Origin of the sequence: Pukyongia salina, assembly GCF_002966125.1 — a bacterium.
Lineage (GTDB): Bacteria > Bacteroidota > Bacteroidia > Flavobacteriales > Flavobacteriaceae > Pukyongia > Pukyongia salina.
In genome coordinates, this window is record NZ_CP027062.1 from 1526296 (window position 1) to 1547006 (window position 20711).

General features: G+C 42.7%; 21 protein-coding genes and 1 tRNA gene. 14 read left to right on the forward strand and 8 right to left on the reverse strand.

Going from position 1 to position 20711, the window contains the following annotated elements; genetic code table 11:
* The first annotated feature begins 13 nt into the window (after window positions 1-13).
* The 6 genes from C5O00_RS06785 to C5O00_RS06810 all read left to right on the forward strand — a co-directional run bounded on the left by C5O00_RS06785 (window position 14) and on the right by C5O00_RS06810 (window position 3938).
* Complete coding sequence (locus tag C5O00_RS06785) at window positions 14-640, forward strand: LysE family transporter (protein ID WP_105216070.1); 627 nt, start codon at window positions 14-16, stop codon at window positions 638-640.
* Window position 641: 1 nt separating this feature from the next.
* Window positions 642-968: an MGMT family protein gene (locus C5O00_RS06790; RefSeq protein ID WP_105216072.1), complete on the forward strand. Its 327-nt coding sequence runs from the start codon at window positions 642-644 to the stop codon at window positions 966-968.
* 143 nt (window positions 969-1111) lie between these two features.
* Entirely contained in the window at window positions 1112-2248 is a 1137-nt protein-coding gene (locus C5O00_RS06795; protein ID WP_105216073.1) for an Mrp/NBP35 family ATP-binding protein, read from the forward strand.
* 2 nt (window positions 2249-2250) lie between these two features.
* Complete coding sequence (locus tag C5O00_RS06800) at window positions 2251-2487, forward strand: NifU family protein (RefSeq protein WP_105216074.1); 237 nt, start codon at window positions 2251-2253, stop codon at window positions 2485-2487.
* A gap of 69 nt (window positions 2488-2556) precedes the next feature.
* Window positions 2557-3609, forward strand: a complete 1053-nt coding sequence (locus C5O00_RS06805; RefSeq protein ID WP_105216075.1) for an NAD(P)/FAD-dependent oxidoreductase — start codon at window positions 2557-2559, stop codon at window positions 3607-3609.
* Entirely contained in the window at window positions 3609-3938 is a 330-nt protein-coding gene (locus C5O00_RS06810; protein WP_105216076.1) for a 2Fe-2S iron-sulfur cluster-binding protein, read from the forward strand. Before C5O00_RS06805 ends, C5O00_RS06810 begins: the two co-directional genes overlap by 1 nt.
* On the opposite strand, the gene C5O00_RS06815 is transcribed toward C5O00_RS06810, so the two are convergent.
* The 5 genes from C5O00_RS06815 to C5O00_RS06835 form a co-directional block, all read right to left on the reverse strand.
* Window positions 3935-4831 carry a metallophosphoesterase family protein gene (locus C5O00_RS06815; protein WP_105216077.1) on the reverse strand — a complete coding sequence of 299 codons (897 nt, stop codon included), beginning with the start codon at window positions 4829-4831 and terminating at the stop codon, window positions 3935-3937. The two genes, C5O00_RS06810 and C5O00_RS06815, sit on opposite strands and share 4 nt — an antisense overlap.
* Before the next feature lie 98 nt (window positions 4832-4929).
* The gene (locus tag C5O00_RS06820) at window positions 4930-6108 is read right to left on the reverse strand and encodes an acyl-CoA dehydrogenase family protein (protein WP_105216078.1); all 1179 of its coding nucleotides are present in this window, start codon (window positions 6106-6108) and stop codon (window positions 4930-4932) included.
* A gap of 47 nt (window positions 6109-6155) precedes the next feature.
* The gene (locus tag C5O00_RS06825) at window positions 6156-6872 is read right to left on the reverse strand and encodes a tRNA1(Val) (adenine(37)-N6)-methyltransferase (protein ID WP_105216079.1); all 717 of its coding nucleotides are present in this window, start codon (window positions 6870-6872) and stop codon (window positions 6156-6158) included.
* Window positions 6872-7396 (reverse strand): ribosome maturation factor RimM, encoded by a 525-nt coding sequence (rimM, locus tag C5O00_RS06830; RefSeq protein ID WP_105216080.1) that lies wholly within the window; start codon window positions 7394-7396, stop codon window positions 6872-6874. Before rimM ends, C5O00_RS06825 begins: the two co-directional genes overlap by 1 nt.
* Window positions 7397-7406: 10 nt before the next feature.
* Window positions 7407-8003, reverse strand: coding sequence for a 30S ribosomal protein S16 (locus C5O00_RS06835; protein ID WP_105216081.1), 597 nt, complete (start codon window positions 8001-8003; stop codon window positions 7407-7409).
* 133 nt (window positions 8004-8136) lie between these two features.
* Here C5O00_RS06835 and C5O00_RS06840 point away from each other — a divergent pair, with 133 nt between their 5' ends.
* From C5O00_RS06840 to C5O00_RS06865, 6 genes are all read left to right on the forward strand, one after another.
* Window positions 8137-8943 carry a DUF6252 domain-containing protein gene (locus tag C5O00_RS06840; RefSeq protein ID WP_105216083.1) on the forward strand — a complete coding sequence of 269 codons (807 nt, stop codon included), beginning with the start codon at window positions 8137-8139 and terminating at the stop codon, window positions 8941-8943.
* Window positions 8944-9103: 160 nt separating this feature from the next.
* The gene (gene dnaE, locus C5O00_RS06845; RefSeq protein ID WP_105216085.1) at window positions 9104-13453 is read left to right on the forward strand and encodes a DNA polymerase III subunit alpha; all 4350 of its coding nucleotides are present in this window, start codon (window positions 9104-9106) and stop codon (window positions 13451-13453) included.
* Between the two features lie 294 nt (window positions 13454-13747).
* On the forward strand, window positions 13748-14068 hold the full coding sequence (gene trxA, locus C5O00_RS06850; RefSeq protein ID WP_105216087.1) for a thioredoxin: 321 nt from the start codon (window positions 13748-13750) through the stop codon (window positions 14066-14068).
* A gap of 214 nt (window positions 14069-14282) precedes the next feature.
* Window positions 14283-14828, forward strand: coding sequence for a ClpP family protease (locus C5O00_RS06855; protein WP_105216089.1), 546 nt, complete (start codon window positions 14283-14285; stop codon window positions 14826-14828).
* Between the two features lie 122 nt (window positions 14829-14950).
* Window positions 14951-15880 carry a DUF58 domain-containing protein gene (locus tag C5O00_RS06860; RefSeq protein WP_105216091.1) on the forward strand — a complete coding sequence of 310 codons (930 nt, stop codon included), beginning with the start codon at window positions 14951-14953 and terminating at the stop codon, window positions 15878-15880.
* 224 nt (window positions 15881-16104) lie between these two features.
* A tRNA-Asp gene (locus C5O00_RS06865) sits at window positions 16105-16178 on the forward strand.
* Between the two features lie 236 nt (window positions 16179-16414).
* Here C5O00_RS06865 and C5O00_RS06870 read toward each other — a convergent pair.
* The gene (locus C5O00_RS06870; RefSeq protein WP_105216093.1) at window positions 16415-16801 is read right to left on the reverse strand and encodes a 3D domain-containing protein; all 387 of its coding nucleotides are present in this window, start codon (window positions 16799-16801) and stop codon (window positions 16415-16417) included.
* 420 nt (window positions 16802-17221) lie between these two features.
* Here C5O00_RS06870 and C5O00_RS06875 point away from each other — a divergent pair, with 420 nt between their 5' ends.
* Window positions 17222-17581: a hypothetical protein gene (locus C5O00_RS06875; RefSeq protein WP_105216095.1), complete on the forward strand. Its 360-nt coding sequence runs from the start codon at window positions 17222-17224 to the stop codon at window positions 17579-17581.
* Between the two features lie 8 nt (window positions 17582-17589).
* Window positions 17590-18075 carry a M48 family metalloprotease gene (locus tag C5O00_RS06880; RefSeq protein WP_105216097.1) on the forward strand — a complete coding sequence of 162 codons (486 nt, stop codon included), beginning with the start codon at window positions 17590-17592 and terminating at the stop codon, window positions 18073-18075.
* A gap of 126 nt (window positions 18076-18201) precedes the next feature.
* Here the strand turns inward: C5O00_RS06880 and C5O00_RS06885 are convergent, their stop codons facing one another.
* Window positions 18202-18789 (reverse strand): hypothetical protein, encoded by a 588-nt coding sequence (locus C5O00_RS06885; protein WP_105216099.1) that lies wholly within the window; start codon window positions 18787-18789, stop codon window positions 18202-18204.
* Window positions 18790-19047: 258 nt separating this feature from the next.
* Complete coding sequence (locus C5O00_RS06890) at window positions 19048-20544, reverse strand: autotransporter outer membrane beta-barrel domain-containing protein (protein WP_105216101.1); 1497 nt, start codon at window positions 20542-20544, stop codon at window positions 19048-19050.
* Window positions 20545-20711 lie beyond the last annotated feature (167 nt).

The following is a 20711-nucleotide window of genomic DNA, read 5'->3' on the forward strand; positions in this document are numbered from 1 at the left end:
CAACCATTTATTAATGACCCTAGTAACAAATTTCCTCATTGGTTTTCTGGCAGCTTTTGTAGGGGTGATCCCCCCAGGCCTCCTTAATATGTCGGCCGCAAAGATCAGTATGAAGGAGGGCAGGAAAAAGGGGTTAATGTTTTCCATTGGTGTATGCGTAACGGTGATGTTACAAACCTATGTTGCCCTTATTTTTGCAAGATTTCTCGACAAGCATCCCGAATATGTGGATATGTTACAAAAGGTGGCCCTGGGAATCTTTATTTGTATTACCATTTACTTTTTCTTTATTGCCAAGGATACACGCAGGCCTCTGCCGGAGGATATGAACCGATCTAAGACGAATCGTTATTTCGCAGGCATGTTGCTGGCGGTGCTCAATTTATTACCCTTGCCTTATTGGGTCTATATTAGTATAACATTCGCAGGTTTTGGGTGGTTCACTTTCGAACAACCCGGGATCTGGGCTGCTGTCCTCGCATCGGGAATGGGTACTTTCGCCATGTTGGTAGTATATGTGCAGTTCTTCAGAAGAAAAGAAGAACCTAAAAAGCGTAAATGGAACATGAATTATATAATTGGTTTTATCACCGCTGTGATTTCAGTGATCACCTTCATTAAGATCTTAAACGACTTTTAACATGAAATCTGAAGGCTTCTTCACACAGGTTTACCAGGTGGCTAAACAGATACCTTACGGGCGTGTTACCTCCTACGGTGCCATCGCAAGGTACCTGGGCGCGGCAGGGAGTGCACGTATGGTTGGCTGGGCGATGAATGCTTCCCACAATGATCCCGATATCCCGGCGCATCGGGTTGTTAACCGCAAAGGATTGCTTACGGGGAAACATCATTTTGACGGGACAAACCTTATGCAGCAATTGCTGGAAAGTGAAGGAGTAGAGGTTGAGGACAACCAGATCCTTAATTTCGATACCCTGTTTTGGGATCCGGGAAAAGAGCTTTAGTGGGTTCTGCGCGACTGAAGGTCGTGAAATAAAAAGTCTTTAATTCTGCCATAAAGCAAATCGATATCTACCCTTTATTTTACAAACTTTAAGGCGTATATTTGCACTTTAGAATTAATCTAAATTAGTTGATACAGAACAGTATGAGTTTTAAGAAACAAGATATACTAAATGCACTGGAATCGGTTACCATAGCTGGCGAAGGAAAGAATATGGTGGAGAGTGGTGCCATACGGAATGTTATGACCTTTGCCGATGAGGTAGTGGTGGATATTGTTATGTCCACCCCTGCCATGCACATTAAGAAACGGGCAGAAGCCGATATCATTAAAACTATAAAAGAAAAGGTTTCGGAAGAAGCCAAAGTACAGGTAAATATCAAAGTGGAAGCCCAGGCCAAGGCAAATCCTAACCTCATCAAAGGAAAGCCTATTCCCGGGATTCAGAATATTGTAGCCATTGCCTCGGGTAAAGGAGGTGTGGGTAAATCTACAGTAACTGCAAATCTAGCCGTAAGCCTTTCAAAAATGGGATTCAAGGTAGGGGTGCTGGATGCCGACATTTACGGCCCTTCTATCCCTATTATGTTCGATGTGGCCGAAGCTCGCCCTTTATCGGTAGAAATAGAAGGCAAGAGTAAGATGAAGCCCATTGAGAATTACGGGGTGAAAGTATTATCCATAGGGTTTTTTACCAAGCCGGACCAGGCAGTGATCTGGAGAGGTCCTATGGCGGCGAAAGCACTTAATCAGCTTATTTTCGATGCTGCCTGGGGGGAGTTGGATTTTATGTTAATCGATCTACCTCCCGGTACGGGTGATATTCATTTGAGTATCATGCAATCCCTTCCTATCACAGGGGCGGTAGTAGTAAGCACGCCACAGAACGTAGCGCTAGCAGATGCCCGTAAAGGGGTGGCGATGTTTCAGCAGGAAAGTATACAAGTTCCCGTGTTGGGCATCATAGAGAATATGGCCTATTTTACTCCGGCCGAACTACCGGAGAATAAATATTATATCTTCGGAAAAGAAGGTGCAAAGAATTTAGCCGAAGATCTTAAAGTGCCGTTCCTGGGAGAGATCCCGTTGGAACAGAGCATCCGTGAAGCCGGCGATGTAGGACACCCGGCAGCACTGCAGGTGGCAACCTCTACCGAAACCGCTTTCGAGGAAGTAACACGCAGAGTGGTGGAAGAGACTGTTAGAAGAAACGAAGATCTTCCCCCAACCGAAGCAATTAAGATAACAACTATGGCCGGATGTAGTGCCGTAAAGAAATAAAGATGACAGATAAGGAATTACAAGTAAAGATCGAATTAGCCCTGGATGAGATCCGTCCCTTTCTTCAAAGTGACGGTGGGGATATTTCTTTGGTTTCTATCGATAATGGAAAAATTGTGAAGGTACAATTGGAAGGAGCTTGTGTGGGATGTAGTGTGAACCAGATGACCCTGAAAAGTGGTGTGGAGATGACCATTAAAAAACATGCACCTCAGATAGAAACCGTACTGAGTGTATAAATGAGAACTGTCATTTTTTGAAAGATAAAAAGCGAATAAGTTTGCGCTTCAAATCGAACGATTTTTTTTATGATCAATACTGATATTTTAATAATAGGAGCTGGCCCCACGGGGCTTTTCACCGTTTTTGAAGCAGGACTACTAAAACTTAAATGTCATCTTATCGATGCGCTGCCACAGGCAGGAGGACAGTGCTCCGAGATCTATCCAAAAAAGCCTATTTACGATATACCTGCCTTTCCCGAAATTCTGGCGGGGGAACTGGTGGATAACCTGATGAAACAAATAGAACCTTTCCAGCCTGGATTTACATTAGGTGAAAGAGCAGAGACTATAGATAAACAGGAAGACGGCACCTTTATAGTAACTACAAATAAGGGAACAAAGCACCGGGCTCCTGTGGTGGCAATTGCTGGTGGCTTAGGAAGTTTCGAGCCAAGAAAGCCTCCTATTGCCAATATCGTAAAATATGAAGATCACGGGGTTGAGTATATAATTCGTGATCCCGAAATGTACAGAGATAAAGATGTAGTGATAGCAGGTGGTGGCGATTCTGCACTGGATTGGAGCATTTTCTTAACAGATGTGGCAAAAAGCGTGACTCTAATTCACAGGAGAAATGAATTCCGTGGAGCGTTGGATAGCGTAGAGAAAGTTCAGGAGTTAAAAAACCTTGGGAAAATAGAGCTTATCACTCCGGCAGAAGTGGTGGATATAACTGGTACCGAAAAAGTAGAAGCTGTTTCTGTAAAAAGAAATGGCGAAATTTTTAATCGGCCCTGTGATCACTTTATACCTCTTTTTGGCCTGGCTCCAAAATTAGGGCCTATAGCAGACTGGGGACTTGAAATAGAAAAGAACGCCATTAAAGTGGATAACTCCCTGGACTACCAAACCAATATTCCTGGTATCTACGCCATTGGAGATGTAAATACCTACCCTGGAAAACTCAAGCTGATCTTGTGTGGTTTTCACGAAGCGACCCTAATGTGTCAAAGTGCCTATCAGCGAATTCATCCCGATAAGCGCTATGTTATGAAATACACAACCGTGGGTGGGGTTGAAGGTTTCGACGGAAGTAAGAAGGAGGCCCCTAAGGCTGTTGTAAAAGCCATAGAATAATGCAGGACATAAAAATTACCATAATCGACCGTGAAGGAGAGGAACACCTGGTCGATGCTCCCACCGATATGAATATGAACGTGATGGAGATAGTTAGGTCCTATGAGCTCGCTCCTGAAGGCACCATAGGCGTTTGCGGAGGTATGGCTATGTGTGCTTCCTGCCAGTGCTATGTATTGAGCAACCATGAGCTACCCAAAAAAAGTGATGAAGAAGAGGCTATGCTCGCCGAAGCGTTTTATGTGGAAGATAACAGCAGATTAGGCTGCCAGATTAGGATCACACCTCAATTGGACGGTCTAAAAGTACAGCTGGCCCCTGAAAGTTAATTGGTCTTATAGGAAATAAGCTTTTTTGGTCCTTCCAATAACTTCCTGTTCACCTTTAATGTACCGTCTTCTGTAGTGGTTATGTGCCACTTTATAAGCGAGATCTCCCCTTTTTCTATCTCAATTCCTGTTATACTGCGGGGATGTACGCAACTGCCATCGTTAAAGAAAGCGATCTCACCCGGTTCGGGGAAACGAGGTCTATGGGTATGGCCTGTGATGGTGAAGATATTATCGTTCTCTATGATCCAGTTCTTGGTACGGCGCTCTACTTTCTTTAATTCCCTGTAGTTCTTTGCCGGACTCGTTGGGTCTCCAATCCCGAAGATCTGCAATTGTCTCCATAAGGCCCGAACCATAAATCGGTTGAACTTCCAAAACGCATAGTTCATTAGATCCGCCTGATGACCGTGAAGCATAAATATTTCCTGCCCTGTATTGATGTGTTCCAGGATAAGGCCCTCTGTGAATTTAATTCCCGGAAACAAGGGCACATCCTTCCCGGTTATCTTATCGAAATAGCTATGCAGGTGTTTTTCAACATAGCGTTCGTTTTTATACACCATATCATGATTGCCAAGCAAGCGGTAGAGGCGGCATTCCCGATAGAATTGCATCATGAGGATGTACACATTCTTATGAGCCTCGAAGATGGATTTAAATTCGAGGTTTTCCCATAATTCGTCTCCATCCCCTAGTTCGCAATAGGTAAATCCTTCGTTATAATAATGTAATAAGGCGTGATAGTATGTGTTTCGGTTATTGGCAAAATCGTCTGCAAAACTATTGTCTCCGCGATGGCAATCGCTAAAGATTATAAATTTGGAAGAATCGTCGAAGGGGATTCGAGGAGCTTCTTTGAAAGCCCTCGCAAAGCGTTTTCGGGATGACATGCGATTTCTTTTGCTAAAGATACAATTTGAAACTGCTTTCGCAAACCATAAAAAAAATGGCTCCCGAAGAGGAGCCATTCAGAAACAATAATCTATTATTATTTAAAGGCATTATGCCCTGTAATATCCAATCCGGTAATAAGTAGGTGAATATCATGTGTCCCTTCGTAGGTGATCACACTTTCCAGGTTCATCATATGTCGCATGATGCTGTATTCTCCGGTAATTCCCATACCTCCTAGAATTTGTCTGGCTTCACGTGCAATTTTTATGGCCATATCCACATTATTGCGTTTTGCCATGGAGATTTGAGCGGAAGTTGCTCTGTCTTCATTTTTTAGCTGTCCTAATCTGTACGCCAGCAATTGTGCTTTTGTGATCTCCGTGATCATTTCTGCCAGTTTCTTTTGCTGTAGCTGAAAGGCTGCAATAGGTTTTCCAAATTGTATTCTCTCCTTGGCGTAGCGAAGGGCGGTGTCGTAACAATCCATAGCCGCACCAATTACACCCCAGGCAATGCCATAACGGGCAGAGTCGAGACAGCCAAGTGGGGCTCCCAATCCGGATTTGTTTGGTAAAAGGTTTTCCTTCGGAACCTTAACATCCTGGAAGATAAGTTCGCCGGTTGCCGATGCACGAAGCGACCATTTATTGTGAGTTTCCGGGGTGCTGAAGCCTTCCATGCCGCGTTCTACTATAAGTCCGTGAATTCGTCCTTCTTCACTTTTAGCCCACACCACCGCTACATCACAGAAAGGCGAGTTGGAGATCCATAGCTTAGCACCGTTAAGCAGGTAATGATCACCTTTATCTTTAAAGTTGGTAACCATCCCCCCTGGGTTACTCCCGTGGTCCGGCTCCGTGAGACCAAATGATCCCATCCATTCCCCTGTAGCAAGTTTAGGCAGGAACTTTTTTCGTTGCTCCTCTGTACCGTATTTCCAGATAGGATACATAACAAGCGACGATTGTACCGAAGCCGTGGAACGAACGCCGCTATCCCCGCGTTCTATTTCCTGCATGATGATCCCATAAGAGATCTGGTCCAGGCCGGAACCTCCGTATTCCTCAGGAATGTAGGGGCCAAAGGCACCAATTTCTGCAAGACCGGGAATGATGGATTTAGGAAATTCGGCTTTTTGAGCTGCTTCTTCGATGATAGGAGAAACATCCCGCTTCACCCAATCGCGGGCTGCGCTACGAATAAGTTTGTGTTCCTCGGTTAAAAGGTCGTCTAAATTATAATAATCGGGAGATTCGAAAAGATCGGGTTTCATGGAATGAAATTTTGGTCTACAAATGTAAAAATAGCGGGGGGATTGTCCTACATTTTCAGATAAAAATCCTTCACTAGTTGTATATAGGATTGGGTGTAGTTGTGCCGGCCATTTTCGATAGTGAGTTGCTCTGTTACCGGCGATCTGTATTTTTCCCGGCCAAATTCCATAAGGATTCTTTTTACTTCTGAATTTGGTGTGCCACGAACTTCGCAGATACGCTTAGGGTGTAGCCCGTGCTGCGCGGCAATACGCACAACGTTTTCATGTTCTTTCTTCGGAACAATAACCGAAAAAGTACCTTTTAAAGATAGTAGCTGGATAGCACAGAGAAATAAATGTTCGAACGGAAGGGTGTCTGTAAATCTCGCCTGGTCTCGGGCCGGATCGTTCGTTTTATATTCATCGGTATAAAAAGGTGGGTTAGATACGATGAGATCATATTTTAGATCCATTTCTGCTGCGAATTCCTGAACAGATGCGTGGTAACAGAAGAGCCTGTCATTCCATGGGGAGGCTTCGAAGTTCTCTGAACACTGCTCGTAAGCATCGGGGTCCAGTTCGATGGCGTCTATGGTCTCTGCTACACTACGTTGTGCCAATTGCAGAGCGATCACTCCGGTACCGCTACCAATGTCCAGGATGCTCTCCGGGTGGGTTTCGAGAGAGGTCCATGCGCCCAATAGCACACCATCTGTACCTATTTTCATGGCACAGCGATCCTGTTCTACCACAAATTGTTTGAATTGAAAGGCGGTGCTCATTACAGGTAGATATCGATGAGGCCTTCGGGTGCCTGGATGTGGATGGTTTTGGCCTTTCGATCTACCTTATCGATTATTTCATCCGAAATAGGGATGAGGATCTGCTTCCCGTCACGTTCTATCTCGAAAAGAGCTTGAGCTGTGCTGTCATTAACTCCCGAAATCGTTCCTACCGTTCCGAAGTTTACATCATTTACCGAGAAACCAATGATCTCGTGATAGTAGAATGTATTTCCGCTTAGCTGTGGTAACAGGTTCAGGGGGAGGTAAAGTTCTGAACCTAAAAGGGAATCTGCATCCTCTTCGCTGTCCACTTCTTCAAATTTTACTCTAAGGAGTTCGCTTTTATGTAGGGAAAGAGAGTCAATAAAAAATGGAATCAGGTTTTTGTGTTTTTCAACAAAAACCGATTCCATTTCAAGAAATTGTTCGGGCTCGTCTGTATCTAATTTTACAAGTAACTCGCCCTTAAAGCTATATTTTTTAACGATTTTGCCAACGAAGAAACAGTCCTTCTTTTGCATCGTTTAAAGCTTATTCTTCTTCTTTTGCAGCTTCTTCGGTAGTTTCGGCAGTAGCTTCAGTAGCCTCTTCCGTAACTTCTTCTACGGCTTCGGTAGATTCTTCAGCCGCTGCTTCTACAGCTTCAGGAGTTTCTTCAACTGCCTCTTCGGTAGCTTCTGCTTCTTCTGCAACCGCTACACGAGCTTCGTTCACTGCTTTTTCAGCAGCAAGTGCTTCGGCTTTAGCTTTTGCTTGCGCATCGGCAAGATTAGCGCGTTTAGCCTCTACAGCTTTCGCTTTCTCTTCCAGCCAGTTGTTGAATTTCTCTTCGGCTTGCTCTTCGGTAATAGCACCCTTACGAACACCTACTGCAAGGTGTTTTTTCAGCATAGCACCTTTGTAAGAAAGGATAGCTCTTGCTGTATCGGTTGGTTGTGCCCCGTTTTGAAGCCATTGTACTGCACCATCAATGTCGAGATTGATCTCTGCAGGGTTGACATTAGGATTGTAAGTACCTAATTTCTCAAGGTATTTACCATCTCTTTTCGCGCGGCTGTCGGCCGCTACGATCCAGTAAAAAGGTTTCCCTTTCTTACCGTGTCTTTGTAATCTGATCTTTACAGGCATATAGTAATTAAATTGTGGGGTACGCGACCCCGGTTATAATTAAGGACGGCAAAGATACTATATTTATTAGTTGAAATACAAAAGATTAAACTTTTCTTTTATATTTGTCGGGAACCTATTTACCCAAATAACCATGAAACGGATTATTTTAACCATATTCGCAGCAGTAGCCTTCTTAGGCTGTGAAGACACCCAGTTGAATTCACCTGCCATGCAGGGATCGCTGGACGATGTCTTTTTCAAAGCGACCGATGCCCGGGGAGCTGAGACTCCCGGAGGTAATGGCATAATATTACAAGGCCTTACAGCCGATGAGGTCCTTACCCTGCGAGTACCTTCTACAGAATTGGGAACTTATACAATCGAAGACAGTCCTAATGTTTATGCATCATTTCAGGACTTCAATGGCAGGCTGTACCATACAGATCCCGATGGAGAAGGTGTAATAGTGATAAATAATAATAATACCGCCCAAAGAACCCTTAGTGGAACGTTTCGATTTATAGCCTATATCCCGGGAGTGGACACATTATACGCCCAAAGAGGAGTGTTCTATGAAGTTCCTTATGATCTTGGCTTCGAGATACCAGATCCCGGCCTGGGAACAGGAACCCTTTTCGCACGAGTAGATGGTGAGGATTTTCTTCCACCCGATGTTGTTGGGTCCAGGGACGAAATTAGTATTCGTATACAGGGTATCAGTGGAACCGAAATGATCGATCTTAATATAGCGGTAGATGCCGGTACTGGAAATTACGATATAACACTTGATGGGTTTTCTGGAAAGTATACAGATCCGGAGGGTGTTACCCAGGACGCCAGTAGTGGAAATATAACTGTAATAGAGCATGATACACAAGGGCGTTCCATAAGAGGCACATTTTCTTTTCTCACCATGGATCATGTGATATCCCAGGGGCAGTTTAACGTTACCTACTAACCGATAATAACCTATTAAAAACCGGACAACTAGTCCGGTTTTTTTGTTTATAAGTGCATCAAACTGTTTACAACTTTACTTCGCTTTAAGCGCTTAAAATTCTATTTTTACCATATCATTTCTCGCCGAGGCTTTTCGGCGTTCCATTGGCTAAGTATTTATGTTTATAATCTTCGACACAGAGACCACCGGGCTTCCTAAACGCTATGATGCACCTTTAAGTGACAGTGATAACTGGCCACGTTGTATACAACTCGCCTGGCAGTTGCACGACGCCATGGGAAATCTTCTGGAGAGCGGGGATTATCTGGTACAACCCAGGGGATTCAATATCCCTTACGACTCCGAGAAGATACATGGTATTTCTACAGATCTTGCCATGGAAAATGGAAAACCACTGGAGGAAGTAGTTAACCACTTCCTGGAGGCAGTCGCAAAGGCGAAATTCCTGGTGGGACAAAATGTGGATTTCGATCTCAGTATCATGGGAGCCGAATTCTACCGTTTAGGGGTGGAGAATCCTTTTCCCGGTATGCCGGTACTGGACACCTGTAGCGAAACAACAGCTCAGCTTTGCCAGTTGCCCGGAGGTAGGGGCGGAAAATTCAAATTGCCTACGCTAACCGAGTTACATCAGTTTCTGTTCGAGCAACCTTTTGCCGAGGCCCATAACGCCACAGCCGATGTGGAAGCTACTGCACGTTGCTTTTTCGAATTGGTACGCAGACAGATCTTCACTGTGGAAGAACTGGATGTGCAACCGGATTATTTCGAAAGGTTTGGGGAGGAGAACCCGGGCACCATCGAATTAATAGGTTTAAAACATATCAACCTGAAAAAGGCTTCGGAAGCCATTAGAAAGAAACAACAGGCAGCGGCAGAGCCCGCCGAGATAACTTCCGAAGAGATAGATGAGAATATCGCTGTACTGGAGGAGACCAGCTTTGCTCATTTACACAATCATTCGCAGTTTTCCATACTGCAGTCCACCTCCTCTACCCAGGACCTGGTGAAGGCAGCAGTGGAGGACAAGATGCCCGCAGTCGCCCTAACCGATAGCGGTAATATGATGGGAGCCTTTCATTTTGTGAAGGCGGTGAACGATTATAACAAATCTCTGGCCAAGGACGAACAGCATAAAGCCTTAAAGGCCGTTCTGGGGTGCGAGTTCTTTGTATGTGAAGACCACACCAATAAATCTCATAAAGACAACGGCTACCAGATAGTATTTCTGGCGAAGAATAAGAACGGCTACCACAACCTGGCGAAAATGGCTTCCATTGCTTATACCGATGGTTTTTATTATGTCCCCAGAATAGATAAGAAAGTGGTGGAAACCTATAAGGAAGACATCATCGTCCTTACCGGTAGTTTGTATGGGGAGGTGCCTTCGAAGGTCCTCAATATTGGTGAGAAACAGGCGGAAGAAGCCTTGCTTTGGTGGAAAGAGCAGTTTGGGGACGATCTCTATATGGAGATCATGCGTCACGGACAGGAGGACGAACGCAGGGTGAACGAAACTTTGATCGCCCTGGCGAAGAAGCACGACGTTAAACTTGTAGCCTGCAACAACACTTACTACATCAATAAGGAAGATGCCAATGCTCATGATATCTTGTTGTGTGTGAAGGATGGTGAGAAACAGGCAACGCCCATTGGCCGGGGCCGGGGCTATAGATATGGCCTTCCAAACCAGGAATATTATTTTAAGTCGCAGGACGAAATGAAGCGGCTGTTTGAGGATCTTCCCGAAGCTATTAGTAATATCGCTGAAGTGATCGAAAAAATTGAGCCTTTCACACTCATGAGAGATGTGTTACTACCCAATTTTGATATCCCGGAGGAGTTTTATGATAAAGCCGATGCCGATGGCGGAAAGAGAGGGGAGAATGCCTACTTGCGACATCTTACTTATGAAGGAGCAAAAAAGCGATACGAAGAACTCACTGATGAGATTAGACAGCGCCTGGATTTCGAGCTGGAAGTTATAGCAAATACAGGGTATCCGGGTTATTTTCTAATTGTACAGGATTTTATTGCTGAAGCTCGTAAAATGGGCGTTTCGGTGGGGCCAGGTCGTGGATCGGCGGCCGGAAGTGCCGTGGCCTATTGCCTTGGAATAACGAATATTGATCCAATTGAGTACGATCTGCTATTTGAGCGCTTCCTGAATCCGGACCGGGTGAGTATGCCCGATATCGATATTGATTTTGACGATGAGGGAAGAAGTAAGGTAATGGACTATGTGATCGAAAAATACGGTTCGAACCAGGTGGCGCAGATCATCACTTACGGAACTATGGCAGCGAAGTCGTCTATACGCGATACTGCCCGAGTACTTGACCTGCCGCTTAACGACGCAGATCGCATTGCCAAGCTCATCCCTAATATGACCAAGCTGAACAGGATCTTTGGATTGAGTGATCAGGAGCTGCGTGCAAAGTTTAGAAGCGATGAACTCCCGAAGGTGAACGAACTACTTAACCTGGCTGAAGGAGAAGACCTGGAAGCCGAAACCATCAAGCAGGCAAAAGTACTGGAGGGATCGGTGCGGAATACCGGAATACATGCCTGTGGGGTAATAATCACGCCCGACAATATTACCAATTATGTGCCTATAGCGACGGCAAAAGATTCCGATCTGTACGTCACCCAATTCGATAACTCGGTGGTGGAGAGTGCCGGATTGCTGAAAATGGATTTCCTGGGCTTAAAGACCCTTACCCTGATAAAGGATACGGTTAAGATCGTAAAACACAAACACGGTATAGAGCTGGATCCCGATAATTTCCCTCTGGATGATGAAAAGACCTACGAGTTGTTCCAGAGAGGGGAGACAGTGGGTATCTTCCAGTACGAATCTGTTGGGATGCAAAAGCATATGAAGGAGCTCAAACCAACGGTGTTTGCAGATCTTATTGCCATGAACGCCTTGTACAGGCCAGGTCCCATGGAATACATCCCTAGTTTTATTAGGAGGAAACACGGGGAAGAAGAGATAAGTTACGACCTGCCCGCAATGGAGGAATACCTGAAGGAGACCTACGGAATTACGGTCTACCAGGAGCAGGTGATGTTGCTCTCTCAAAAGCTGGCTAATTTTACCAAGGGTGAAGCCGATGTCTTGCGAAAGGCCATGGGGAAAAAGCAAAAGGCGGTACTGGACAAGATGAAGCCAAAATTCATCGAGCAGGCAGCAGCCAATGGTCATGATCCGGAAATTCTGGAAAAGATATGGAAGGACTGGGAAGCCTTTGCCAGTTATGCCTTCAACAAGTCGCATTCTACCTGTTATGCCTGGATAGCATACCAGACAGCCTATCTCAAGGCCCATTATCCAGCCGAATATATGGCGGCTGTGCTCTCCAACAATATGAACGACATAAAACAGGTAACTTTCTTTATGGAGGAATGTAAGCGGATGGGGCTTGAAGTTCTAGGCCCCGATGTGAATGAATCCTTTTACAAGTTTACTGTAAACGACCAGGGCGCGATACGTTTTGGGATGGGAGCCATAAAAGGTGTTGGAGGAAACGCGGTGGCCACTATAGTGGAGAACCGAAAAGACGGTAAATACAAAAGCATTTTCGATCTCGCGAAGAGGATCGACCTGAGGGCTGCTAATAAAAAAGCCTTCGAAAATCTGGTGCTGGCCGGGGGCTTTGATAGTTTCGATACCCATAGGGCGCAGTATATGCATGCAGATGGGGATGGCGTGATGTTCTTTGAAAAGGTACTGCGATACGCCGCACGATACCAGGAAACTCAGAATTCGTCGCAGGTTAGTTTATTTGGCGATGCCAGTGAGGTGCAAATACCTGAACCCGAAGTACCACCCTGTGAGGAATGGGGTACTATGAAAAAGCTCAAGCAAGAGAAAGAAGTGGTTGGGATCTATATTTCCGGACATCCGCTGGATGATTTCAAGACAGAGATTGAGAGTTTCTGTAGTTGTAAGGTGAGTGATTTTAACGATCTGGAGCGGTTTGTAAATCGCGAATTAACCTTTGGTGGAGTGGTGAGCGAAGTACAGCATAGGGAGAGTAAGGCGGGGAAAGGCTGGGCTATTTTTACCGTGGAAGATTACGAAGATAGTTTCGAGTTTAAGATCTTTGGAGAGGAATACCTCAAGTACAGGCATTTGCTCATCCCAAATTCGTTTATCTATGCCCGGGTTTACGTGAGAGAAGGATGGGTGAACAGAGAAACCGGAAAGAAGGGAGAACCTAGATTGCAATATAGCAATATACAGTTGTTGCATGATGTAATGGGGATTCAGGCGAAGAAATTAACGCTTCAGATCCCTATAGAGGAGTTAAAAGAGGATAAAATAAAAGACTTAAAGGATCTGCTGAAAATGCATGAAGGGGATAAGCAGTTGCATATTACCATGTACGATGTAGAGGAAAAGGTAAAACTGAATATGCCCAGCAGGAAGCAGAAGGTGGAGATAAGCAAGGAATTGCTTGTTGAGCTGAAGGAAATGGAGCTGAAATACAAACTGAATTGATCCTACTGTGATACCAGAGTGATCGCGGGAGGATGTATTTCGGGCAGGGATTGCAGCGGCATCCCCTGTAGTGTCGCAGATATAGAGCGAAGTTCATTTCAACACTACTACAGGGATATAGCGTAAAGCCCAGCCGTGTAGTGTCGCTGTAGTAGAGCGCAGCTCACTACACGATTACTTCACGGGCCCGCATAATAATAAATGCTAATACAGGCATTAACTAAAGTAATGTTATGGTTGTAAGGAATGCTTTAAAAAATGACTACTTTTGCGTAACATATTAAAATTAAGACAATGGCTTTAGAAATAACCGATGCAACTTTTGATGAAACCGTATTAAAAAGTGATAAGCCCGTAGTGGTAGACTTTTGGGCGGCATGGTGCGGACCTTGTAGAATGGTTGGCCCGATCATCGATCAAATAAGTGAAGAATACGAAGGCAAAGCAGTGGTTGGAAAGGTAGATGTGGATGCGAACCAGGAATTTGCTGCGAAATATGGGGTACGTAATATCCCGACCGTATTAGTTTTCAATAAAGGAGAATTAGTAGGACGCCAGGTTGGTGTGGCACCAAAGAACGTGTATACCGAGGCGATTGATTCTTTGTTGAACTAAACAAGAACTTAAATTATTGATAAAGGCTTGGCGTAATGTCAGGCCTTTTTTTATCTTAGTGAGATTGAAAATTTAAGATTTTCGCAATCGAATTAACCCCGCCAGGCTGCGGGGTCTCACAATTAATTAATCATCCGGGGTCGCGCGCAGCCAAACCCTTTCACCTTTAAAATTATGTACCCTTGTAACTGCGCCGGAGGGACATTTTACGGTTATGGAAAGAATAAATAAAGTACAGGACCAGATAGACAATCAATTATTGAGCGAACGCAAAGTTTTTCTTTGGGGCATGGTGGACGACGAAAGTGCCAAGCACGTGGTAGACCGTTTACTGTACCTGGACTCGCTTAATCACGACGAGATCAAATTGTATATCAATAGTCCGGGTGGATATGTTACTTCCGGATTCTCTATGTACGACACCATTAAAGGAATAAAGAGTCCTGTATCTACCATTTGCACAGGATTGTGTGCTTCTATGGGGAGCATCTTGTTATCGGCAGGGGAGAAAGGGAAGCGATTTATACAACCACATGCCAGGGTGATGATCCATCAGCCCAGTGGAGGTGCCCGCGGACCTGCCAGTGATATTGAGATCACGGCCCAGGAGATCCTGAAGACCAAAGAGCTAAGTGCGAAGATTCTGGCCGACAATTGTGGTCAGGAGTTCGAAAAAGTATTAAAAGATTTTAACCGCGATCACTGGATGGGTGCCGAAGAGAGTGTAGAGTACGGTATTGTTGATGGTATTGTAGAGTGAATGATGAATCGTGAGTAGTGAATTGTATAAGGTTCATTCAATTTCCACGGTGCAATTTTGTTTGATTGAACTTTATGATTGAATTGGGCTTGGTACTTGACATTTGAGATTTTTTATTTGAGATGAATTTAGAAAAGGAAATAAACGAGATTACCGGGTTTAAGAATCTGGAGTTGCTCGCTACCCAGGTAGTGGAGGGGTTTATTTCCGGGCTTCATAAGAGTCCGTTTCACGGTTTCTCTGCCGAATTTGCCGAACATAAGATCTACAACACAGGTGAGAGCACCAAGCATATCGACTGGAAACTATATGCGAAGACGGACAAGCTTTACACCAAACGCTACGAAGAAGAGACCAATTTACGTTGTCATTTGGTCATGGATAACAGCAGTTCCATGCATTATCCGAAAGTGAAGGAATTTAGTATTACTTCTCTGAATAAGATTGGTTTTTCGGCACTGGCAGCTGCGGCCATCATGAATTTGCTAAAACGGCAGCGGGATGCGGTTGGGATGAGTATATACAGTGATGAATACGAATTCTATGCCTCTGAAAAAGGCAGTGAGCGCCACCACCAGATGTTGTTAGGGAAATTGAATGAGGCAATTGTACGGCCTAAAGAATCGAAGCAGACCCGCACCTATGCTCATTTGCACCTGATAGCCGAAAAATTGAAACGTCGTTCGTTGGTATTTCTGTTTACCGATATGTTTCAGAGTGATCTGGAGGAAAAGAAATTGTTCGAGGCGCTTCAGCATTTGAAATACAACAAACATGAAGTAGTATTGTTCCACACCTATGATAAGGAGAAGGAACTGAAGTTTGATTTCAGTAATCGTCCCAAGCGGTTTGTGGATGTGGAGACCGGGGAGCATGTAAATTTATATGCCGATAATATTAAAGAAAGTTACGAAGCGGCCGTGGCCGGGTTTTTTAATGAGTTGCAGCTGAAATGCGGGCAGTATGGTATAAAGTATGTGCGAGCCGATATTAATGAAGGGTTTAACAAGATCCTTACTACCTATTTGGTGGAGCGATCGAAGTTTGGTTAGTTGATGTGATCAATGAGCAGTGAGAATTGATATTGTCACTTCGAGTGATCCCGCATCGCGGGATTGTATCGAGAAGTGGACGATAGGGCGCATTTGAAATACATGATCTTTTTTAATTATTTTGTTTGCAACAACTAAAAATCGTCTTATATTTGCCCTCGCTGAAAAGCAATTTCTTCGAAGCCCGGCTGTTGTCGGGGTCCTTGTAAAAGGGCAGGAAAATTGGTCTGGTAGTTCAGTTGGTTAGAATACCTGCCTGTCACGCAGGGGGTCGCGAGTTCGAGTCTCGTCCAGACCGCAACAAGATGTTGTGTTGTCTCTGTGAAAGCAGAGAAGTGGTTTAGATTCTGAATCAAGTTCAGAATGACAAACCGATGAGAAGCTTATCCTTAGTTGGATGGGCTTTTTTTGTTTTCAGAGGTTTTATTGAGCAGACTAAACATAGGTCCCTGAGCCTGCGATGCACTGAGCATGTCGAAGTGTCGAAGGGGGCTCTTTTTGTTTGATGTCGCGATAGGTCCTTTCATTTTCATTCTACTCACATAGGTATTGGATCTTTACCTTCTTGCGCCCCCATTGCCTGGCCGCTTTTACATCGGTGCCAAAATAAATATCGATTTTATTGCGCCATTTGGGATGCATCTTATCGTTCACCACAAAAATACCCTCGAATCCTTCGATCTTTACTTTGGTGTGATGAGTAAGCCCTTTTTTAATTAGATCCCTCGAAACAGCAATGGACTTAGTAGTAGGATATAAGGTGTCTCCCCAGGCAGTGATGTTTGGATTCGCGTCGGTTTGTGCTCTGGTGGAATTATAGGCTGAGGCCATCACTTCCATACTCACCCATTGCTCCTCATTCTTACAGGAGAGGACACTCATAGTGAAAAGGAGTACGATAGTAAGCCGTATTATACCCATATCAGATCTAATTTTTCTTCGCTGTTTTAATAAAAATAGTGATTTATATGATTGAGTTAGCTAAACAAAGGAGCGGATGTTTGGTTAGTCTTTTGATATATTGTGTTGGGGGCTAAAGTGTGGCAAGCAGGTTAGATTCTGAATCAAGTTCAGAATGACAAAGTTGAGGAGGCTCAAATTGTCTAATAAAATGTTGTCTTGACTTTATGAGGTGGCTGAGGAAACTCGAAGCCCCGAGTAAAGTGAAGGGGTTTAGTTTCTGAATTAAATTCAGAATGACAAACCAATTAGAAGCTTTTCCTCAGTTGGATGGGCTTTTTTTATTTGCTGTGGTTTCCTCCAATTGACTCCCGTTTTACTAATAAAAATGTATAGATTAATATGGTTTTCATATATTTATCAAAACACTAACTTCCAAGTATGAAAAAGCACCTGTTATTTCTAATTATATTTTTTCCATTTGTAGTGTTATCACAATCTTATAAATGTGATATTGTCTATAGTTATTATGATACGGATTTTAGTCCTAGTTTATTTAATGTTGATTTTAGTAAGGGAGAACAATCAGTGCAGTCAGGCGATAATTACAAATTTGGCTTTAAGATAGAAAAAGGACGATCCTCCACGGATAATTTTAGTTTATTTTTGATTTTATATGATAATGATATTAAAGTATATAGGTCAATTATCAAAGGGATTGAATTTAATGCTGATTATTTTGAAGGAGCCGTAGAATATGGTGACCACAAATATTCTTGTAAGTGTAAAAAAGAAAATTAAAGATTCATATGAAAAAATTAATACTTCTATTTGTTTTAATATCTTATTTTAATATTCATGCGCAATATTGGACATCTCCTGATGGAATAACTGAAATTGCAAGTACTTCTATTAATGACATAGCTATTGCCAAATTTGATAGCAAAGGGAATCCAATTATCATTTATAACCCTATAATTGCGAATAAATTAGGTGCTGAAGTATCTGCGTTTTTTAGAGCTCACGAATACGGGCATCATTATTTAGGTCACGTTTTAAACCAAAACCATCCTAACCCTAATATCCGATTATGGCTTACACGAAATGCAGAGAGTGAAGCAGATGCCTACGCTGTTAGATATCATATTAGTATGAATAATATTAATGTCCTTAAAAAAACATATAATACTTTTATGAATCAGAATCACCCAGGAGATCGCACTCATCTACCGTCAAGGATAAGGGCACAAAATATAGCATCTCTTTATTTTAATATTACAGGTAATCAACTTTAAGTTGAACTTAGTAATAAATTAACGTTAAGTAATAGATCAATAAGAAGCTTATCCTTAGTTTGATGAGTTTTTTTTGTTTGGAGGATTAATTACATTCTCAAAGGAATACGAATCCTTTGCTTCAATCTAAATACGTGTAAACTTCAGATTAAAAGTTCCGTTGGTTAGCTGTTTGATATCTTCCGGATCACCGGAGTTGCGTATCGCAAATTGAAATGTTCCTTCCACTCCGTCTTCGGTTAAACTTGATATGGTAACAGATCCTGGATTACTGTCCATTCCGTTAGTTAGATATGTGTCTCCCTCTGCGTTATTGGTTGCGTAAAACCCCCGCATTCCCGGATCGGTGATTGAAAAGGTACCTGGTCCGATACCCGCTTGTTTAAAAATTGTAAGTGCGAAACTCGAACCATCGGCAGAATATGCTTCGATACGTACCATGGTTTTATCATCTGTTATGGCTTCTTCTTCGAAATTCATTTCGGGATGACCTGGTGGTCCGCTCACCCACTCAACTCCGTCAAGTATAAACCGTACTTCGCCATTGTCTTTTGGATCTGAAGTTGAAGATAGTTTGGTCGACGATTCGGTGGCTTCGGTAATTAGATCTGTAGATTCAGCAGTAGCGGTAGTAGTAGCATCCTTACAACCGAAGGAAACAATTGTAAGAAAGAGTATAAACAATATCCTATTAGTTATAGAATCACTTTTCATTTCGTTTGATCTTTAGGTAGTTATCTTTTAAAGTTACATAAAAAGACTTAAATCAAGCCCTTCCTAATCTTTAAAAAAATGGCTAAAAGAGAAAAGGTTTTTTCTATTAGGGAACAGAAAATCGATCATGTAGATTTTAAGGTCAACCAGAAGCTTGTCCGTAGTTGGCTGGGCCATTTTTGTTTTGTAATATTATCGTGACGCATTCGTTAAGCAGCACCTGTGCCTGCAGAGCAAGCGTAATGGATGGAAATAATATTATAAACTACAGTTTCCATTAATTAAATCCTGAATTGATGGATTATGGGCATTGCCGGTAACCGTATAGTAATCGAATAATAAATTTATGATCAATTCTTGCCTCAGGCTGCAAAAATCAGTCAATAACGAGTTGTTATCAATCTTGAACTGTCTCTCAACATTAATTAGGTTCCCTAGGCCCGTAAGACTGGTTAATGAAGGATTAGCACCAATTCGTATATTTTTAGCCGCAGATAAATTTTGTAGAGCGGCAATAGATGTTAAGTTATCATTGTCTACAATAAGAAGTTGTATTTCTATGCTGGATAGATTTCCAAACCCTGCTAAACTCGTTAGGCTAGAATTATTTCGGATTTCCAAAGACCTGTTTGCATGCGAAATATTTCCTAAACCGGATATACTGGTTAACGAAGGGTTATTTACAATATAAATGTCGGACACAGTAGAGGAAGTTATTTGCATCATTCCAAAATCTATAAGTGCTGGGTTGTTATAGATATTTATGTGCGATGTACCAATGTTAATATTTCGAAGACCGTTAAGGCTTTCCAGCGAGGAGTTATTTCTAATGATAAAACCGGTTAGAATTTCAGAAACACTCTCCAATCCTACCAAATCGTATAACGAATTATTATCTTCGATTATTAATCTTCCGCCAATGGAGTTAAGGTTGTCCAGTCCGGTTAAGTTGGTTAAATTTTGATTGTTTTCAATATTTACACCAGCCGACACATTCCTCAGGTTGTCCAATCCAGATAAACTAGCTAATGAATTATTATTCCATATTGTTAATTTACCCTTTAAAGTGGATAAGTTGTTAAGTCCGGCTAAACTTTCTAGTGAGATATTAGTAAAAATATCAACACCCTGAATCCCATTGCCTCCCACGACACCGGTAAGCCCTTCCAAACCAATTAGATTTTGAAGCGCGGCATTATTAGACAATCGAATTATTCCGACAGTAGCTAAACTCTGTAAACCTTCCAGGTTGATTAACGATTCGTTACTGGAAATTTCTAAATAATTTGTGAAGGAAAGATTACTTAGCCCGATCAAATTGCTTAGTGAGTTACATTCATAGATCTCGAGATTGCCAATAGTTGTAATGTTATTGAGGCCATTTAAAGATTCAAGATACGGGCAGGTGATTTTTAATTCTCCGCTAATCTCTATTAAAGATTGCAGTGGTTGAAGGGACGTGATCTGATTGGCATTATCGGCATCAATTATTGAGAGACTACCTTCAACCTTTGTATAATTATTGGCCCCAAATTCTGCGATTTCTTCTGGTGACGTTAAAACTATACCACCTGTAAACACATTTTTATTGGCTTCTTTTGAACATGAAGTAAGCAGAAATACAATCGAGAAGAATGATAGAATTAAATGTTTCATTAATTTTTTTAATAATATTACGAAATAAATATTATTTGGTCCAGGGTTACCGGTGTGGATATCCATTCCCAATTTTATCAAGTCTTCTCCAGGCTGCATAGATTCTGAATCAAGTTCAGAATTACATGTTTAGTAAGCTCAAATTGTCTAATAAAATGTTGTGTTGACTTTATGAGGTGGCTGAGGAAACTCGAAGCCCCGAGTAAAGTGAAGTGGTTTAGTTTCTAAGATAAAAGCCGCATGATTCGCCATTTCCGAGTGAGAAA

What these genes read in the sequence shown, in the direction of transcription:
- C5O00_RS06880 (WP_105216097.1), top strand. Translation starts at nt 17,590, where the DNA reads ATGAAAAAATTAATACTTCTATTTGTTTTAATATCTTATTTTAATATT.
- C5O00_RS06815 (WP_105216077.1), bottom strand. Translation starts at nt 4,831, where the DNA reads ATGTCATCCCGAAAACGCTTTGCGAGGGCTTTCAAAGAAGCTCCTCGA.
- trxA (WP_105216087.1), top strand. Translation starts at nt 13,748, where the DNA reads ATGGCTTTAGAAATAACCGATGCAACTTTTGATGAAACCGTATTAAAA.
- C5O00_RS06870 (WP_105216093.1), bottom strand. Translation starts at nt 16,801, where the DNA reads ATGGGTATAATACGGCTTACTATCGTACTCCTTTTCACTATGAGTGTC.
- C5O00_RS06855 (WP_105216089.1), top strand. Translation starts at nt 14,283, where the DNA reads ATGGAAAGAATAAATAAAGTACAGGACCAGATAGACAATCAATTATTG.
- C5O00_RS06795 (WP_105216073.1), top strand. Translation starts at nt 1,112, where the DNA reads ATGAGTTTTAAGAAACAAGATATACTAAATGCACTGGAATCGGTTACC.
- C5O00_RS06835 (WP_105216081.1), bottom strand. Translation starts at nt 8,003, where the DNA reads ATGCCTGTAAAGATCAGATTACAAAGACACGGTAAGAAAGGGAAACCT.
- C5O00_RS06785 (WP_105216070.1), top strand. Translation starts at nt 14, where the DNA reads ATGACCCTAGTAACAAATTTCCTCATTGGTTTTCTGGCAGCTTTTGTA.
- dnaE (WP_105216085.1), top strand. Translation starts at nt 9,104, where the DNA reads ATGTTTATAATCTTCGACACAGAGACCACCGGGCTTCCTAAACGCTAT.
- C5O00_RS06820 (WP_105216078.1), bottom strand. Translation starts at nt 6,108, where the DNA reads ATGAAACCCGATCTTTTCGAATCTCCCGATTATTATAATTTAGACGAC.
- C5O00_RS06800 (WP_105216074.1), top strand. Translation starts at nt 2,251, where the DNA reads ATGACAGATAAGGAATTACAAGTAAAGATCGAATTAGCCCTGGATGAG.
- C5O00_RS06840 (WP_105216083.1), top strand. Translation starts at nt 8,137, where the DNA reads ATGAAACGGATTATTTTAACCATATTCGCAGCAGTAGCCTTCTTAGGC.
- C5O00_RS06790 (WP_105216072.1), top strand. Translation starts at nt 642, where the DNA reads ATGAAATCTGAAGGCTTCTTCACACAGGTTTACCAGGTGGCTAAACAG.
- C5O00_RS06860 (WP_105216091.1), top strand. Translation starts at nt 14,951, where the DNA reads ATGAATTTAGAAAAGGAAATAAACGAGATTACCGGGTTTAAGAATCTG.
- C5O00_RS06885 (WP_105216099.1), bottom strand. Translation starts at nt 18,789, where the DNA reads ATGAAAAGTGATTCTATAACTAATAGGATATTGTTTATACTCTTTCTT.
- rimM (WP_105216080.1), bottom strand. Translation starts at nt 7,396, where the DNA reads ATGCAAAAGAAGGACTGTTTCTTCGTTGGCAAAATCGTTAAAAAATAT.
- C5O00_RS06805 (WP_105216075.1), top strand. Translation starts at nt 2,557, where the DNA reads ATGATCAATACTGATATTTTAATAATAGGAGCTGGCCCCACGGGGCTT.
- C5O00_RS06810 (WP_105216076.1), top strand. Translation starts at nt 3,609, where the DNA reads ATGCAGGACATAAAAATTACCATAATCGACCGTGAAGGAGAGGAACAC.
- C5O00_RS06825 (WP_105216079.1), bottom strand. Translation starts at nt 6,872, where the DNA reads ATGAGCACCGCCTTTCAATTCAAACAATTTGTGGTAGAACAGGATCGC.
- C5O00_RS06890 (WP_105216101.1), bottom strand. Translation starts at nt 20,544, where the DNA reads ATGCAGCCTGGAGAAGACTTGATAAAATTGGGAATGGATATCCACACC.
- C5O00_RS06875 (WP_105216095.1), top strand. Translation starts at nt 17,222, where the DNA reads ATGAAAAAGCACCTGTTATTTCTAATTATATTTTTTCCATTTGTAGTG.